The following is a 14,532-nucleotide window of genomic DNA, read 5'->3' on the forward strand; positions in this document are numbered from 1 at the left end:
GTCTCCCGCGCCGAGCCGGGGGGGGGGGGGGGCTTGGTCAGTGACGCGGACATCGCCGAGGAACTGGTCGGCGACATCGCCGACGAGAGCGACACCGTCGTCGAACTCGCCGCCCCCGACGGGAACGGCTGGCTGGTGGACGCCGGACACCGCCTGGACGAGGTCGCCGACGCCACCGGGATCGAACTGCCCGAGGAGCACGACTACGACACCGTCTCCGGGCTCATCGTGGACCGGCTCGGCCGCTTCCCGTCGGTCGGCGACCGCGTCACCGTCGCGCTGCCCGACGGGGGCGACGCGGTCATCGACGTACGCACACTGGACCGCCATGTCGCCGAGCGCGTACGCCTGGAGCGGCTGCCCGAGGCCGTGCGCCCGGACGACGAGGAGACCCGCGCATGAGCTTCCCGATGGCCGTCTTCGTCACGGTCCTGCTGCTGATCGGCAGCGGATTCTTCGTGGCCGCCGAGTTCGCGCTCGTCGCCGCCAAGCGGCACCGCATGGAGAAGGCGGCGTCCGAGGGACAGCGCGGCGCCAAGGCCGCGCTCGCCGGGATGCGTGAACTCTCCCTCATGCTCGCGGGCGCCCAACTCGGCATCACCGTCTGCACCCTGGGCCTCGGCTCGATCTCCAAGCCCGCGATCTCCCACGAACTCGATCCGCTGCTGCACGACTTGGGCCTGCCCAGCGGGCTCAGCTACGGCGTCTCCTTCGCCTTCGCGATGATCGTGGTGGTCTTCCTGCACATGGTGGTCGGCGAAATGGCCCCCAAGTCCTGGGCGATCGCCCACCCCGAACGCTCGGCCATGCTGCTCTCACCGCCCTTCCGCGCAGTGGTGAAGGCCGTACGGCCCCTCATCTGGGCGCTCAACAAGGTCAGCAACGCGTTGGTACGGATGTGCCGGGCCACTCCGCGCGACGAGCTCACCTCGGTGTACAACCGCGAGCAACTCACCCATCTCGTCGAGGAGTCCCAGCGCCTGGGGCTGATCAGCGAGGCCGACTCCGAGCTGATCACCAACTCCCTTACCGAGCCCCATATGCCGGTCGGCGACCTCCAGACGCCCGCCGCCCAGATCACCTCGGTCCCGGCGCGGGCCGGCATCGACGAGCTGCTCGCCACGGCGGCCGCGCACGACCGCAGCCGCATGCTGGTGTTCGACGGCCCGCTCGTCGTGGGCTCGGTGCACGCACGCGACGCGCTCATCGCCCGCGCCAGGGGCAGGAGAGCCACCGCCGGTGAACTCGCCCGCCCGGTGCCGGAACTGGCCGGGCAGGACACCGTCGGCCACGCCATCGAGCAGCTGCGCGAACGCCGCGCCTCGCTCGCCGTCGTCAGCGACGACGCAGGACGGCTCGTCGGCATGGTCACCCTCGACGACCTGCTGGCCCGGCTGCTGCACGGACAGGCGGCGTAGAGATCAAGAGAATCCCGCCCGACCGCCGGTCAGGTGGGAACCTCAGCGACCGTGGGTGGACCGGTGTCGGTTCGCCGCGCGTCTGAAATCGACGAGGTTCCGGTGGGGTAGAACCCACACGGCAAGAAGGGCGTGGCTGCGCCGCGATGCTGCCGACGAAGCAGTGGACGGCGCGGTTCCCGGTGAACATGCGGTCCAACCAGCGCGCAACGTGCTGCCGATCTTGGGGCCCGACCCCAGGGGGTCGCTCTGGGGAGGAAACAGGTCTGTCGCAATGCGCACGTCCCTGCTATGCCTCTCCTGCGCGCGTTCCTGCCACTACCGAACGCCAGTCGCCTGATGTCCACGGTCGACGGTCGAGTTGGAACACGCGGGGTGAGGGTGTCGTGAGGGGCGAGAGGATGGGCGGGTGCTGTCCCGGGTCTGGGGTCTGACTCAGGTGTTGTTTGACCGTGGTGTCTTGGTGTCACAGTGTCGACTGCTGGCCGGGGATGATGCGTTGTCGGTGCCGGGCCGGCGGGGCGTGTCCCGATAGGGGCCTGCCGATCATTGTGGCGTCCTCACGATTCTGACCGCCTGACGCGGCCCGGTACCGGCAACGCGACACGCAGTCGGACCGGAAGGGGAATCGGCATGTCCAGATCGAGCATGTGCGCATCGATCATGCCGAGTACGCCCCCTGCTCCGCAGGCCCGTCGTCGTCGCCCTGCAGGGGACACGCACCAGGATGCCTATGTCGCTGCAGTGCTCTCCATGGCCGGGACCGCGCTCGCCACCGACGAGTTCCCGGCAACCGCGGCGGGATTCTGCGATCTGCGATCTGCTGAAGTGAGCCAGGAAGTGGGGAGCCGTGAGGTGGCTCGGGAGGTCTTCCACCTGCTCAGACAGTTACAGTCAGGACCCCGCTCATAGGGGCTGTGACAACGACTCGGCGCCCCTACCTGGCACCGCCTTCGGCGAGATCGAACTTGACTGCGATGAGTCGCTCGTCCCCGGTGTCGCCCGCCCTGGGCCCGAGCACACCCATCGAGCCGAGGACGAATCCTGATCAAGTTGGCTCGCTCACGCGCCGGTATCGAAGCTGCGGAACAGGCCATTTTCGTTGGCTTCCAGGAAAGGGAGGGCCAGCGCACATACGCGCTTTCGGCAGCGAACGCGATGGAGGTGCCGACTCGCTGGGGTGCGGTGCGGACGGGTGCAAGACCCGACGCGGAGTAGCCGCAGTGGACTGGCCTGAGCGCAGGAGCTCGGCAAGTCCGCGTCCTGTAGGCGTCTCCTATTTATCCATAATCGCGGCCAGATAGAAGAGGCCCCCGACGAATCCGCTGGCGAACAGGATCGAAATGACTGTGATCACTGCTAGCAGGGCTACTTCGCTTTTCCGCGCATTTAGTCGTGTGGCAGGGGTGCGTTTGTGAGGTGTTGCGTCGGCCATTGTGTTGCTCCAAATATTTCCGGCATAATAACGATTTATGCTGAGAGGCGAGTTAGGTTGAGGGCGTGCATGGTCGGCTCCTCGCCTCCCTCTTGCCCGACGTGCTCTTGTATCTTGAGAATGCAGGCGAGGTAATTGACACAAAGATACGTACATGCAGCCCTGTCCTGGGGGAGTGTAGCGCTATGGTGAGTCAGTCGCGGGAACCGGGTGAGGGCCCGCCGCTGAGCTCATACTTGATAGTCGGGAGTGCTGTCAGGCCGACAGCGGCTTATAAGCGCCTATGGCGCCACTCCGGCGGAGGAATTAGCGACGATTCCGACGCCCAGTATTGTCCAGCGGGCGATGCCGGACGCCCTTCGAATGGTTGACCGGGTGTGTGGCAATGCTGGCGGAGTGCCGACACCCGGCAACAACGGCGCGGGAGTTTTGTCGGAGCAGGGCTGCGCAGCGTTCGCGGCCCAGGCATCGGTTCTCCGACAACGTCTTCCTGGTCCGTGCCGTCGTGCAGCCCTGAGCCTGCTCGGCGGCTGTGTAGCGTCGGCAGGGAAATGCCGTCACTCCTTCCACCGGCCCGTGCCGTGCACCCGCCGACCCGACCGTTCCGCGCGCGCTTCCCTGTCGCGGATGTACCCAGCCTCGACTGGCACACCTCGGTCGGTTCTGCGCGAAAAGGTGCCAGCAAGTCATCAACAGGCCGGGGGCGGACATGGTGAACCAGGGCATGCTCGACGAGTACCTGCAGGAGTAGCCCGCATGCTCGCCGGGACTTTGGCTGCCGGGCGCCCACTGACGCGCGAGAGGATGGCCTCATGCCGCGCGCTGGGGGAGCGGGCTGCCGCGGGCGGCCAGGGCCTGCGCGAGCTGGTTGGCGCACGCCTGGCAGCGACCACGGGTGTGGCCCGGCAGCGCGGGCAGGGGTGGCGTTCGACGTCGTCAGCATCGCTCGCAGAAGAGTCTTGAGGGACCGTCATGCCTCCGGGCGCTGTCACAAACGATTCTCAGAAACACCCTGAACCCACCTTTGAGTGAGAACGGGTTCGGCGAACCGAACCGACGCTTCGCGGTCGCCAGGCCGTTATGTTTGATCTTGGTCGGGCAAAGGACCGTTTATGAGAGGGAGTTGGCGTTCCGAGCGCGCGCAGGACTCGCCTCCAACCGGGTTCGTGTGCACCCGATGCCGATGCGGCCCCAGATCCAGCCGAGCCCTCGTGGAGTGATCTGGCTCACGTCCTGTCACAGCGACCGATGGCGCGGTGACTTAAGGCCGAACACCTGGAAACGGAGGAGACACCATGACTGGGAACACGCAGGTGGTCGTGATCGGTGGCGGATACGCGGGCGTGATGGCCGCGAACCGGCTGATGCTGCGCGACGACGTGACAGTGACGTTGATCAACCCGCGCCCGGACTTGGTCCACCGGGTCCGTCTGCACCAGCTGGTGGGCGGGTCCGACGACGCGGTCGTCGCCTACCAGGACGTCTTGGCCGAGCGCGTCCGGGTGGTGGTCGACACCGTCACCCGGATCGACGCGGCCGAGCGCAGCGTGACACTGACGGCCGGCGGCACGCTCGACTACGACTACCTGATCTACGCCGTGGGCAGCGGCAGCGCCGTACCGAGCGTGCCGGGGGCAGTCGAGTTCGGCTACCCGATCGCAACGCTGGAGGCGGCCCAGCGGCTGCGTGCGGTCCTCGACGCCGCGCCCGTGACGGCCCCCGTGACGGTGGTCGGCGCTGGTCCCACCGGCATCGAGACCGCCGCTGAGCTGGCGGAGGAGGTCGGCCGCGCGGTGACGCTGGTCTGCGGCGGCGTTCTCGGCCCGTACCTGCACACCCGGGGGCGGCGCTCGGTGGCGAAGCGGCTGGCCAGGCTCGGTGTGACGGTGATCGACGGCTCCGACGCGAAGGTGACGGAGGTGACCCGCGACGCCGTGCGGCTCGCCGATGGTCGTGAGCTGCCGAGCGAGGTCACCGTCTGGACCGTGGGCTTCGGCGTTCCTGACCTGGCCGCGCGCAGCGGGCTGAGCACCGACGTCGTGGGCCGTCTGCTCACGGACGAGACGCTGACGAGCGTGGACGACGCGCGCATCCTCGCAGCCGGCGATTCGGCGGCACCGTCGGGCCTGCCGCTGCGGATGAGCTGCCTGAACGCGATGCCGCTGGGCGCGCGGGCCGCCGACACGGTGTTCAGCCGACTCGTGGGTGAGCAGCCGGAGAACCTCCACCAGTCGATGTACGCCCAGTGCATCAGCCTGGGCCGAAGCGCGGGCATCTACCAGTTCGCCAACAGGTCCGACGTCGCGGTGTGGCTGCACATCGACGACGGACTGGGCGCCAGGATCAAGGAATTGGTCTGCAAGGGCATCCCCAAGCACCTGGCCGAAGAGGCACACAAGCCCGGTTCCTTCAGGCTGCACCGCATGCCGGGAGGTGTCGCCAAGCGTCAGCAGCTGCTGCGCACCGACCGCACCGAGGCACCGGCCGCCGCCGGCCGGGCAGCCTGACCGGTGCCTGCTGCAAGGATCTAGCTGTGGACGCATGCGCAAACGGTCGGCCGCCAGGGCCGACAGCGAAAGACAGGGCCGAGACATGAGCGACCACACCACCGACCCGGCGACAGAGACGTTCATCGCCCACCGCAACCTGCTCTTCACCGTCGCCTACGAGATGCTCGGATCGGCGGCCGACGCTGAAGACGTCCTCCAGGAGACCTGGCTGCAATGGGTCAAGGCCGACCAGGGGCAGGTGCGCGATCAGCGCGGCTTCCTGGTCCGGATCACCACCCGCCAGGCGCTCAACCGGCTCCGTACCGTGAAGCGCCGGCGGGAGGCATACGTCGGCTCCTGGCTACCCGAGCCGCTGCTTACCACGCCGGACGTGGCCGAGAACGTCGAGCTCGCCGAGAGCGTGTCGATGGCGCTGATGCTCGTCCTCGAGACGCTGTCACCGACCGAGCGTGCCGTCTTCGTACTGCGCGAAGTCTTCGACATCGGCTACGACGAGATCGCGGAAGCCGTCGACAAGAGCCCCTCAGCCGTCCGCCAGATCGCCCACCGTGCCCGCCAGCACGTCGACGCCCGCCGCCCCCGCCGGGTGGTCTCCTCGAGCGAGGGCCAGGCGGTCCTGGAGTCGTTCCACCGCGCGGTCGAAACCGGGGACCCGCAGGCCCTCCTTGAGGTGCTCGCCCCCGAGGTCGTCCTGTTGAGCGACGGCGGCGGCATCAAACACGCCGCGCTGCGGCCGGTCACGGGCGCTGTGCATGTGGCCCGTAGGTTCGCCGGCGGCATCGGCAAGTTCGGAGACAGGCTCACCGCCGAGCCGACCGTGGTCAACGGCAACCCGGCACTCCTCGTCCGCCTGGACGGAGAGATCGACAGCGTCATGGCGATCCGTATCCAGGACGCCCGCATCACCGGCCTCTACTACGTCCGCAACCCGGGGAAGCTGTCCCACCTCACATCCGCGACTCCGCTCACCCTGCGCTGAACACCAACGGTCCCCGACCTGCGGACGTCAATCCTTCCAAGACCCTCAGCCAGCAGTACCTACTCATGACGTACGTAGCGCGGCTGCGCTGTCACAAAGAAGGTCGAGTCGCCGGCATCTCATGTTCGACCCATTGCCGAGGAAGCCCTGATGAACCGCTTTGTGGATCGTGGCCGGACTGGTGGCGGTTGTCTTCCTGACCGGAAGCGCCACCAAGCTGTTCGCGCCCAAAGAGAAGCTAGCCGTCCTCCCTGCTGGGGGATGGGTCGAAGACGTCAGCGCCGGGGCCGTCAAGGCCGTCGGAGCTGCCGGAGTCCTGACCGCGATGGGTTTGATCCTGCCTGCCGTACTCGAAATCACGCAGGCTCTGGTGCCACTGGCCGCCACCGGCGGGGTGCGCTGATGGACCGTGCGGTTAACACGCGCCTGCGCCGTCACGAAGCGGCGATCGCGGTGGACCTGGCCTATCTCGCCTTGGCCGCCTTCGTGGCGTGGGGCCGCTTCGGCCACGAGTCCTTCACTAACTGACCGCCAGGGAGATAACCGATGAGCCATGCAAACGAGCGAAGGGGAGAAATCATGAAGGCAGTGCGTTACCACTCCTACGGCGGCAGCGACGTCCTCGTCTACGAGGAGGCGGACCGGCCGGTGCCAGGTGTGGGCCAAGTGGTGGTGCGGGTGGCCGGCACCTCGTACAACGACGCGGACTCCGGCCTCCGCGCGGGATTGCGACAGGACCTGCTCCCACTGGCCCTCCCGCACATTCCCGGCCTCGACCTGGCCGGGGTCATCACCGAGGTCGGCGAGGGCGTGCCCAGTTGGAGCGTGGGGGACGCGGTGGTCGCGCTTCTGCCGGTGGACGCGCCCGGTGCGGCCGCCGAATACGTCGCCGCACCCGCCGAGGCGCTGACCACCGCCCCCCGCGCCGTCGAGCTGGCCGACGCCGCGGCCCTGCCCCTCGTCGGGCTGACGGCATGGCAGGCCCTGTTCGAACACGCCGACCTCAAGCCCGGGCAGAACATCCTGATCAACGGCGCAGGCAGCGCAGTGGGCGGGTACGCCGTCCAGCTTGCCGCGCAGGCCGGTGCCACCGTGACCGCGAGTGCTGGTGCGCGTAGCCGAGACCGTGTCCGCTCCTACGGCGCGGACCGGATCGTCGACTACGCCGTGACCCCCGTTGTGCAGGCGCTGGCCGGGCAGCACTTCGACGTGGTGCTGCAGCTGGCTCCCGCAAGACCCGAGGAGAACGCGCAGTTGGTGGACCTGGTCGCCGATGGCGGAGCCTTCGTCAGCGTCACCACTCCCGGCCCGCAGGATGCCGGGCGCGGGGTGCGCACGGTGCACGCGTTCGTGCGCAGGGACGTCACCCAGCTCGCCGAGCTGGTCGCCCGCGTCGACACCGGAGAGCTGGCGATCGAGGTGGCTCAGCGGCGGCCCCTGGCCGACCTGGCCACGGTCCACGCCCGCGCCGCCGGCCGGTTCGCCCGGATCGCCGAGCTGGCCGCCCTGGTCGAGGGCGGAGACCTGGCCGAGCGGCTGCGTGCCGACCAGGCCGCGGTCCGCGCCCCGGCTGCTGCCGGAGAGCTGGCCGGCAAGACCGTCCTGACCCCCTGACCCGAGCGACGCCGGCACCGGCCCGGTGACCATGACCTGGCGTTCCCGGGCGGCCTGCAACCTGAGTCAGGAGGACATGTGCAGCGTGGCGAAGTCTGGTGGGTGGAGTTCGACGAGCGGCGGCTGGTCGTGCTGCTGGCGGCAGACGACGCGTCCAGGATCCGGGCGATGCAGGTCGTCACTCCTGCGGGCGTCGACATCAGCGGTCTGGGCGTCGAAGTGCAAGTAGGTGCCATGGAAGGACTGCCCTTTGAAGGCGTGCTGCGGTTCGAGTTCCCGCGCCCGGGCTTTACCCCCTGCACGTGGCTGACCACCGTGTCCCGGGACGACCTGATCGAGCGGGCGGGCGTCCTGTCCTCCGCGAAGCTCAGCGCGATTGAGGACGCCCTCCGTCTCAGTGAACTCGGGTAGGCGGAGAGGCGCCACGCACCATCGAGACCACGATCTACGGCTGGAGTATGAGCCAGAAGCCCGACGGCCAGGGCATCGGCGCCGGCCGTCAGTCCTCGTCGTCCTTGAAGGCGTCCGGGTCGCGGAAGGGGCGCAGGCCCTGGCCGGGCCGCTGGGCTTGATATTGGAGAGGTAGCGGCCCAGGAAGTTGATGTGCCGGTCCTTGAGCGGGGAGAGCCGGGCGGCGTCCTCGTCCTTGACGTCGTGGCCCGCGGCGCGGAGTTGGGCGACGGCGGCGTCCAGGTAGCGGGTTGTTCCAGAGCACGACCGCGTTGAGGACCAAGCCGCGGGCGGCGAGCTGAAGCGGATGGAAGCGGTAGTACTCGTGGCGCATCGCTTCGACGATCCGGTCGACCTTCCGCTGCGCCGTGCCGTCCACGGTTTCCGACGTGCCCCCCAGGCGTCGTCGCGCGATGGTGGCGTAGATCCGCCCGTAGAGGGCGAGCGCCCCCGACGGGGGGCGTCTCGAGACGGATGGGCGGGTCACGGCATGGCGAGGGTCCACGCGGCATCGCCGGGGATAGGTGTCCGGTGAACGGATCAGGCTGTCTGAATAACGGTCCGGTTTCGTTCGCTGGGACTTTCGAAGATTACTCATGGTTATGTGACATGCGTCACTAAAGAACGCGTAAAGGTCGTGGTAGAACTGCGCAACTCCGCAGGTGGCACCACCCCTTGCCGCATGGCGGAGCGGCCGGCACGCACCGGCAGTACGACCAGGGTGATCACGTTCCGAGTCCGCGGTACGTGAGGCCCAGGGTCGCCGATCGGACAACGGCGTTGCACGAAGACCGCACATCTTTCTGGCGCAACCCCAGCGCCGGTCCTGCGCCCTAGAGGTAGTCACTGTGTCACTCGACTCCATCACCACCTCCGTCGACAAAGCCGTCAGCGGATTCTTCGAGCCCATAGCCACCTGGCTCGGGGAAGTCGTCTTCTACTCAGTCCCCGTCGCCGGTACGGAACTGCCCCTCATCGTTGCCTGGCTCGTCGTGGCCGGTCTGGTCTTCACTGCCTGGTTCGGGCTGGTGCAGGTCAGGAAGTTCAAACTCGCCGTCGACGTGGTGCGTGGGAAGTACGACGAGAAGGGGTCGGCCGGTGAGGTCAACCACTTCCAGGCACTGACCGCGGCCGTCTCGGGCACCGTCGGTCTGGGCAACATCGCCGGCGTGGCCGTCGCCGTCTCCATCGGTGGCCCCGGCGCCACCTTCTGGATGATCCTGTGCGGCCTGCTGGGCATGGCCACCAAGTTCGTCGAGGTCACCCTGGGCGTGAAGTACCGCGAGGTGCACGCCGATGGCACCGTCTCCGGTGGCCCGATGCACTACCTGCCCAAGGGCCTGGCCGACCGCTTCGGCAAGAACGGCAAGACCCTCGGCAAGCTGCTCGGGGTGCTCGCCTCCTTCATGATCCTGTTCTTCGGCCTCTTCGGCGGCAACCTCTTCCAGGTCAACCAGTCGTACGCTCAGCTGGTCTCCGTCACCGGCGGCGAGGGCGGCCTGATGGGCTCCTCCGCCGGCGCCCTGTTCTTCGGCATCCTCATCGCCGCGATCGTCGGCATCGTGCTCCTCGGCGGCATCCGCTCGATCGCCAGCGTCACCAGCAGGCTCGTGCCCGCCATGGCCGGCATCTACATCGCGGCCTGCCTGGTCGTCATCCTGGTCCACGTCACCGCCGTCCCGGCCGCGGTTGCCACGATCATCGAGGGCGCCTTCAACCCCGAGGGTGTCGCCGGTGGTGTCCTCGGTGCGCTGATCATCGGGTTCAAGCGGGCCGCCTTCTCCAACGAGGCCGGCCTGGGCTCTGCGCCGATCGCCCACTCCGCGGTCAAGACCAAGCACCCCGCCAGCGAGGGCCTGGTCGCACTGTTGGAGCCGTTCATCGACACCGTCGTCATCTGCACGATGACCGCGCTGACCATCGTCATCGCCAACCCCGCCAGCTGGGCCGAGGCCCGCAAGGACCCGGACTCCATCGGCGGCGTCACCATCACGTCGGACGCGTTCGGCACGGTCATGCCCTGGTTCCCGTACATCCTCACCATCGCGGTGATGCTGTTCGCCGTCTCCACCGTGCTGACGTGGGGCTACTACGGCCTCAAGGCGTGGACCCACCTCTTCGGCCGCAGCAAGGCCAGCGAGCTGACGTACAAGGTCGTCTACACCTTGTTCGCGATCGCCGGATCACTCCTGACGCTGCAGACCCTGATCGACATGGCCGACGCCGTGCTCTTCATGCTCGCCGTCATCAACATCATCGGCCTGTACCTCCTCGCCCCGGTCGTCAAGCGCGAGCTGAACTCCTTCCTGGAGTTCGTCCGCGCCCGCAAGGCCGGCGAGACGAGCGAGGACCACGAAGACCAGGAGTCGGTGAAGACCACCGTCTGACCGCCCCCGCGGCCCGGCTCCTGAGCGGGCCTGTCCACACCTGACGCCTGGTGTGGACGGGCCCGTTCGCCATGCCTGTACAACACGTTTAGGCAGGTGAAATGCGATCTGGCGGGGGCAGGTACGCCGCTCAATCGCCGGACATCTGACCCCGGCTCGGCACCGTGGGCGTCCTCGCAGCCTCGGCCTCGGCCTTGGCGTCGTTCACCGCGGCGGCGGCCTGCTTTGTGGCCTCGTCAATAGCCGCGGCGGCGTCGAGCGAAAGCGTCGATTCCGCCTCGGGCTCTGGATTCCCGCTTCCGTCCGAGGTTTGATCAGAGCCCGCAATGGTTGGTTCTTCGGACTGTGAAGGCGTGGGAAGACCCATCGCTGAGTGATCGCCGAACGCGCTGGTGACGGTGCGAACCGCCTCGGTCAGCTCTCCCGGGATCACCCAGAACGTGTTGTTGTCGCTCTGCGCCAGGTGCGGGAGCGTCTCGAGGTACTTGTAGGCAAGGACCTTCGGGTCGGCGTTGTTGCGATGGACGGCCTGGAAGACGCGCTCCACCGCCTTGGCCTCGCCGTCCGCCCGCAAGATCATGGCTTGCTGCGTGCCCTGTGCCTCCAGGATGTCCTTCTGCTTCGTGCCCTCCGCGGTGAGGATCTTGGCTTGCCGCTCGCCTTCGGCGTGCAGGATGGCCGCGCGCTTGTCACGCTCGGCCCGCATCTGCTTCTCCATCGCTTCTTTGATGGTGTTCGGCGGATCGATGGCCTTGATCTCGACGCGGTTGACCCGGATGCCCCACTTGCCGGTGGCCTCGTCGAGCACGGTGCGGAGCCGGGTGTTGATCTCCTCGCGTGAGGTGAGGGTCCCCTCCAGATCCATGCTGCCGATGACGTTCCGCAGCGTGGTCACGGTGAGCTGGTCGATCGCCTGCAGGTAGTCGGCGACCTCGTAGGCCGCCGCCCGCGGGTCGGTGATGTGGTAGTAGAGCACGGTGTCGATGTTCACCACGAGGTTGTCCTCGGTGATCACCGGCTTGGGATCGGACGAATAGACCTGCTCGCGCACGTCGAGTTTGGTGTTGACGCGGTCCGCCACCGGCAGGACGAAATTCAGGCCCGGTTGCAGCGTCCGGCGATACCGGCCGAACCGCTCGATGTTGTAGCGGCGCGCCTGCGGCACGATCCGCACCGTGGCGGCCACGAGGAACACGACAACGATCGCCGCCACGAGAATCGGGATGACAACCGGCTCCATGCTTCCTCCGTTGCTAAGTCTTCAGCCGTTCACGGAAGGAGTTCCCGGGGGTACACGACGGCGGTGGCGCCCTCGATCTCCATCACATCCACCAGCGCCCCCACCGGGATCACGTGACTTTCGTCGAGGGAACGTGCAGACCATTCCTCGCCGGAGAGTTTGATCAGGCCGCGGGTCGCGGTGACCTCCTGCATGACTTCGGCCCGCTTGCCGATCAGCGCATCGCTGCCCTCGCGCGTGAGGGGGCCCTGCGCCATGTGTCGCAGCGCGACAGGGCGGACGATGACCAGGCCCACTGCCGCTGCCGCTGCAAGCGCCACGAGCTGACCGAGAATGCCGACACCCACACCGGCGACCACGGCGGCAACCAAGGCAGCACCCGCCAGCAGCCCGAAAACCAGCGTCAGAGTGAAAAACTCCGCCACACCGAGCACCCCGGCGGCGAGCAGCCACACCAGCCACGGCATCGCATCAGCCTCCCTCGGGGGCCCTGTCCTCCACGCTACCTCCCGGAACCTGGACAGAACAGACTGTGCCCGCCCGATCGGATGGAGCGCATCCCACCCACCGGACGGGAGGAGGCCGCTGCCGGAGGCGGCGCGCGTCCCACCTGCTGAGGGGGGGGGACACCGCCTGCGCCCGCGAGTATCCAGGCGAGTGGTCTCCAGCGGTTCCAGCTGATCACGGCATCTCAGGTATCTGGTCGGCTGCCGACCGACGGGCGAGGTGTGCGGCTGTGCGCACTGGCGGCAGTGGGATGCCGTCGTACCCCCTCCAGGCTCTTCCGCCAGCCCCGTGCAGGCCCGCTGCCCGCAGTGCGCTCGGCCCGGATTTGTCCTTCGACATGGAAGCCAGTCGATTTGCCACCCAATCCAGTCGGCTCGCACGCGGACACCAGCAAAACGCTGGCAGGTTGTATCCAACGAGGCTTTCACGGGCTGGAGCACACCTTCCCACCGGCAGCTGATCACTATCGGTCATTGAGCCGGGTGCGGTGCACGGCGCAGTACTGGTGGCAGCTCGGCCGTACCTACGGCGAAGTCGTCGTGCGATGCAACCGGTGATGCGTTACGACCGCCGTGCACAGCACGATGGGTGTCGAGGCGGCGGGCACGCTCCACCACGGGATGCCGATCCACACCGCCGACAGGCCCACCCCGAAACAGACCGCTGCGATGGTGACGAGCAGCCGCTTGCCGTACGGGGACCAGGTGAAGGGTTCGCGGCCACGTGGCCTGACCAGGCGTACCGCGCCGAATACGAAGAGTTGCGCTGCGACGAGCCCGGCGATCATGCCGACAGCGGCGTTCATCTGGACCTCGTCACGGGGCGCCTCGGAGGTGTTCTGCCGTACGCCGTCCTTCAGGAGCACCACGGTGTCGCGCCGCCAGGCGGTGTCCGTGACCTGGTCGCCGGACTTGAGCCCCTCCAGGAGCGGCCCCGGGTCGCGGAAGGACACGGTTCCCCGCCAGGAGTCCTGGTCCGTCAGGGTCGCCTTGTAGGTCTTCCCGCTGTTCACCGTCTTCTCGACGGTGAGGCGCCAGCTGCTCAGGCAGTCCGTCTGCTCCTGCTCGATGTCGCGGGCGGAGCACGGCTCGGCCGCCCGGTAGTCCCGGTAGCGGTTTGCGTCGGAGGGCAGCCACCAGCTGAACACCACGTAGCAGGCTGCCGCCGGTATCAGGGACAGCAGGACCAGCAGCACGCCCATGAACCGCACCCGGCCCAGCGACCGCCGGCCGGCACCGTTCCCGTCCGGCACCCCGCGCGTGCTGCGCGCCGTCGCCCACGCATGTGCTGAAATCGCCCGCCTCCCGCGCGCCATCATCCATCGGCCCCAAAACGGCATACAACGAGGTCGGACGGCATGGGGCGAGAGGCGCCGGCTTCCGTATCCCGGCAAACCCAGCCGCCATGCGGGGCAGCCGAAGGGCGGGATCAGATCGTGGGCCGAGTCGGAGATGTCGTGGTGAGTACGGCCCGGCCCGGTTGTCAGGTCATCGCGAACTTGGCGACCTACTCGTCAAAGGGCTCGATACCGACTTCCGCACGGAGTTCGTCCATGCGCTCCGGCTCTTCACAAGGCCACGGAACGGGTGACCCGTCCTTCACGCCAACGATCTGAGTGCCGTAGACTTGCTTGCGGCCCTCATTGACCAGCGTGCGGTCGCGCAGAAAGGCCAGCTCGCGCGGGCTGGCCGCGCCTGCCGCCACCGCCTGCTGCATCAACTGGAGGGCGCGACGCTGAACGTCGAGCTGCCGGTCGGCGTGCTGGGTGATCAGCCACGCCGCAGTGCGGCCTCCTCGCCGACTATTTCTGCCGTCGGCCAGCCGTACTCATCCATGATCTCGCCGAGTCGGTCACCGTGCCGTGCGGTCAGCCGCCGCCACGCCAACTGCTCGGCCGGGTCATCGCCGTTCGCGCGGACTGAGGACTGGTGATCTGCCACGGCCATGTCCGTGAGTTCCACCGTCGGCGCGGCAACGTCGTGCGCCACTCTC

Annotated in this window: 12 protein-coding genes and 2 pseudogenes; 9 read left to right on the forward strand and 5 right to left on the reverse strand. The window is 68.0% G+C overall.

Going from position 1 to position 14,532, the window contains the following annotated elements; translation table 11 throughout:
* From ACFWY6_RS05160 to ACFWY6_RS05195, 8 genes are all read left to right on the forward strand, one after another.
* The coding region (locus tag ACFWY6_RS05160) for a transporter associated domain-containing protein (protein ID WP_384686531.1) at positions 1 to 402 on the forward strand (402 nt) is incomplete at its 5' end.
* Complete coding sequence (locus ACFWY6_RS05165) at positions 399 to 1,418, forward strand: hemolysin family protein (RefSeq protein WP_384686533.1); 1,020 nt, start codon at positions 399 to 401, stop codon at positions 1,416 to 1,418. The genes ACFWY6_RS05160 and ACFWY6_RS05165, both read left to right, overlap by 4 nt.
* A 2,730-nt stretch (positions 1,419 to 4,148) precedes the next feature.
* Positions 4,149 to 5,360, forward strand: coding sequence for an NAD(P)/FAD-dependent oxidoreductase (locus tag ACFWY6_RS05170; RefSeq protein ID WP_384686535.1), 1,212 nt, complete (start codon positions 4,149 to 4,151; stop codon positions 5,358 to 5,360).
* A gap of 85 nt (positions 5,361 to 5,445) precedes the next feature.
* Positions 5,446 to 6,342, forward strand: coding sequence for an RNA polymerase sigma-70 factor (locus ACFWY6_RS05175; protein WP_384686537.1), 897 nt, complete (start codon positions 5,446 to 5,448; stop codon positions 6,340 to 6,342).
* A 169-nt stretch (positions 6,343 to 6,511) separates the two neighbouring features.
* The gene (locus ACFWY6_RS05180; protein WP_384686539.1) at positions 6,512 to 6,745 is read left to right on the forward strand and encodes a DoxX family protein; all 234 of its coding nucleotides are present in this window, start codon (positions 6,512 to 6,514) and stop codon (positions 6,743 to 6,745) included.
* On the forward strand, positions 6,745 to 6,870 hold the full coding sequence (locus tag ACFWY6_RS05185) for a hypothetical protein (RefSeq protein WP_384686541.1): 126 nt from the start codon (positions 6,745 to 6,747) through the stop codon (positions 6,868 to 6,870). Before ACFWY6_RS05180 ends, ACFWY6_RS05185 begins: the two co-directional genes overlap by 1 nt.
* 51 nt (positions 6,871 to 6,921) lie before the next feature.
* On the forward strand, positions 6,922 to 7,956 hold the full coding sequence (locus ACFWY6_RS05190) for an NADP-dependent oxidoreductase (RefSeq protein WP_384686543.1): 1,035 nt from the start codon (positions 6,922 to 6,924) through the stop codon (positions 7,954 to 7,956).
* A gap of 78 nt (positions 7,957 to 8,034) precedes the next feature.
* Positions 8,035 to 8,367 carry a type II toxin-antitoxin system PemK/MazF family toxin gene (locus ACFWY6_RS05195; RefSeq protein WP_384686545.1) on the forward strand — a complete coding sequence of 111 codons (333 nt, stop codon included), beginning with the start codon at positions 8,035 to 8,037 and terminating at the stop codon, positions 8,365 to 8,367.
* 228 nt (positions 8,368 to 8,595) lie between these two features.
* Here ACFWY6_RS05195 and ACFWY6_RS05200 read toward each other — a convergent pair.
* Positions 8,596 to 8,715: pseudogene (locus ACFWY6_RS05200) on the reverse strand (hypothetical protein); the annotation flags it as partial.
* Positions 8,716 to 9,254: 539 nt separating this feature from the next.
* Between ACFWY6_RS05200 and ACFWY6_RS05205 the strand changes: the two are divergent.
* Positions 9,255 to 10,793 carry an alanine/glycine:cation symporter family protein gene (locus ACFWY6_RS05205; protein ID WP_384686547.1) on the forward strand — a complete coding sequence of 513 codons (1,539 nt, stop codon included), beginning with the start codon at positions 9,255 to 9,257 and terminating at the stop codon, positions 10,791 to 10,793.
* A 130-nt stretch (positions 10,794 to 10,923) separates the two neighbouring features.
* Here the strand turns inward: ACFWY6_RS05205 and ACFWY6_RS05210 are convergent, their stop codons facing one another.
* The 4 genes and pseudogenes from ACFWY6_RS05210 to ACFWY6_RS05225 all read right to left on the reverse strand — a co-directional run bounded on the left by ACFWY6_RS05210 (position 10,924) and on the right by ACFWY6_RS05225 (position 14,528).
* The gene (locus ACFWY6_RS05210) at positions 10,924 to 12,033 is read right to left on the reverse strand and encodes an SPFH domain-containing protein (RefSeq protein WP_384686549.1); all 1,110 of its coding nucleotides are present in this window, start codon (positions 12,031 to 12,033) and stop codon (positions 10,924 to 10,926) included.
* Positions 12,034 to 12,062: 29 nt separating this feature from the next.
* Positions 12,063 to 12,500, reverse strand: a complete 438-nt coding sequence (locus ACFWY6_RS05215) for an NfeD family protein (RefSeq protein WP_384686551.1) — start codon at positions 12,498 to 12,500, stop codon at positions 12,063 to 12,065.
* A 563-nt stretch (positions 12,501 to 13,063) separates the two neighbouring features.
* Positions 13,064 to 13,792: a hypothetical protein gene (locus tag ACFWY6_RS05220; RefSeq protein WP_384686553.1), complete on the reverse strand. Its 729-nt coding sequence runs from the start codon at positions 13,790 to 13,792 to the stop codon at positions 13,064 to 13,066.
* 254 nt (positions 13,793 to 14,046) lie between these two features.
* Positions 14,047 to 14,528 (reverse strand): annotated as a pseudogene (locus ACFWY6_RS05225) (DUF6624 domain-containing protein).
* Positions 14,529 to 14,532 lie beyond the last annotated feature (4 nt).

Source organism: Streptomyces sp. NPDC059037 (genome assembly GCF_042740015.1).
Taxonomy (GTDB): Bacteria; Actinomycetota; Actinomycetes; order Streptomycetales; family Streptomycetaceae; genus Streptomyces.

Excerpts from the sequence above, each read along its gene's own strand:
- ACFWY6_RS05165 (WP_384686533.1), top strand. The coding sequence starts at position 399 with ATGAGCTTCCCGATGGCCGTCTTCGTCACGGTCCTGCTGCTGATCGGC.
- ACFWY6_RS05170 (WP_384686535.1), top strand. The coding sequence starts at position 4,149 with ATGACTGGGAACACGCAGGTGGTCGTGATCGGTGGCGGATACGCGGGC.
- ACFWY6_RS05175 (WP_384686537.1), top strand. The coding sequence starts at position 5,446 with ATGAGCGACCACACCACCGACCCGGCGACAGAGACGTTCATCGCCCAC.
- ACFWY6_RS05185 (WP_384686541.1), top strand. The coding sequence starts at position 6,745 with ATGGACCGTGCGGTTAACACGCGCCTGCGCCGTCACGAAGCGGCGATC.
- ACFWY6_RS05190 (WP_384686543.1), top strand. The coding sequence starts at position 6,922 with ATGAAGGCAGTGCGTTACCACTCCTACGGCGGCAGCGACGTCCTCGTC.
- ACFWY6_RS05210 (WP_384686549.1), bottom strand. The coding sequence starts at position 12,033 with ATGGAGCCGGTTGTCATCCCGATTCTCGTGGCGGCGATCGTTGTCGTG.
- ACFWY6_RS05215 (WP_384686551.1), bottom strand. The coding sequence starts at position 12,500 with ATGCCGTGGCTGGTGTGGCTGCTCGCCGCCGGGGTGCTCGGTGTGGCG.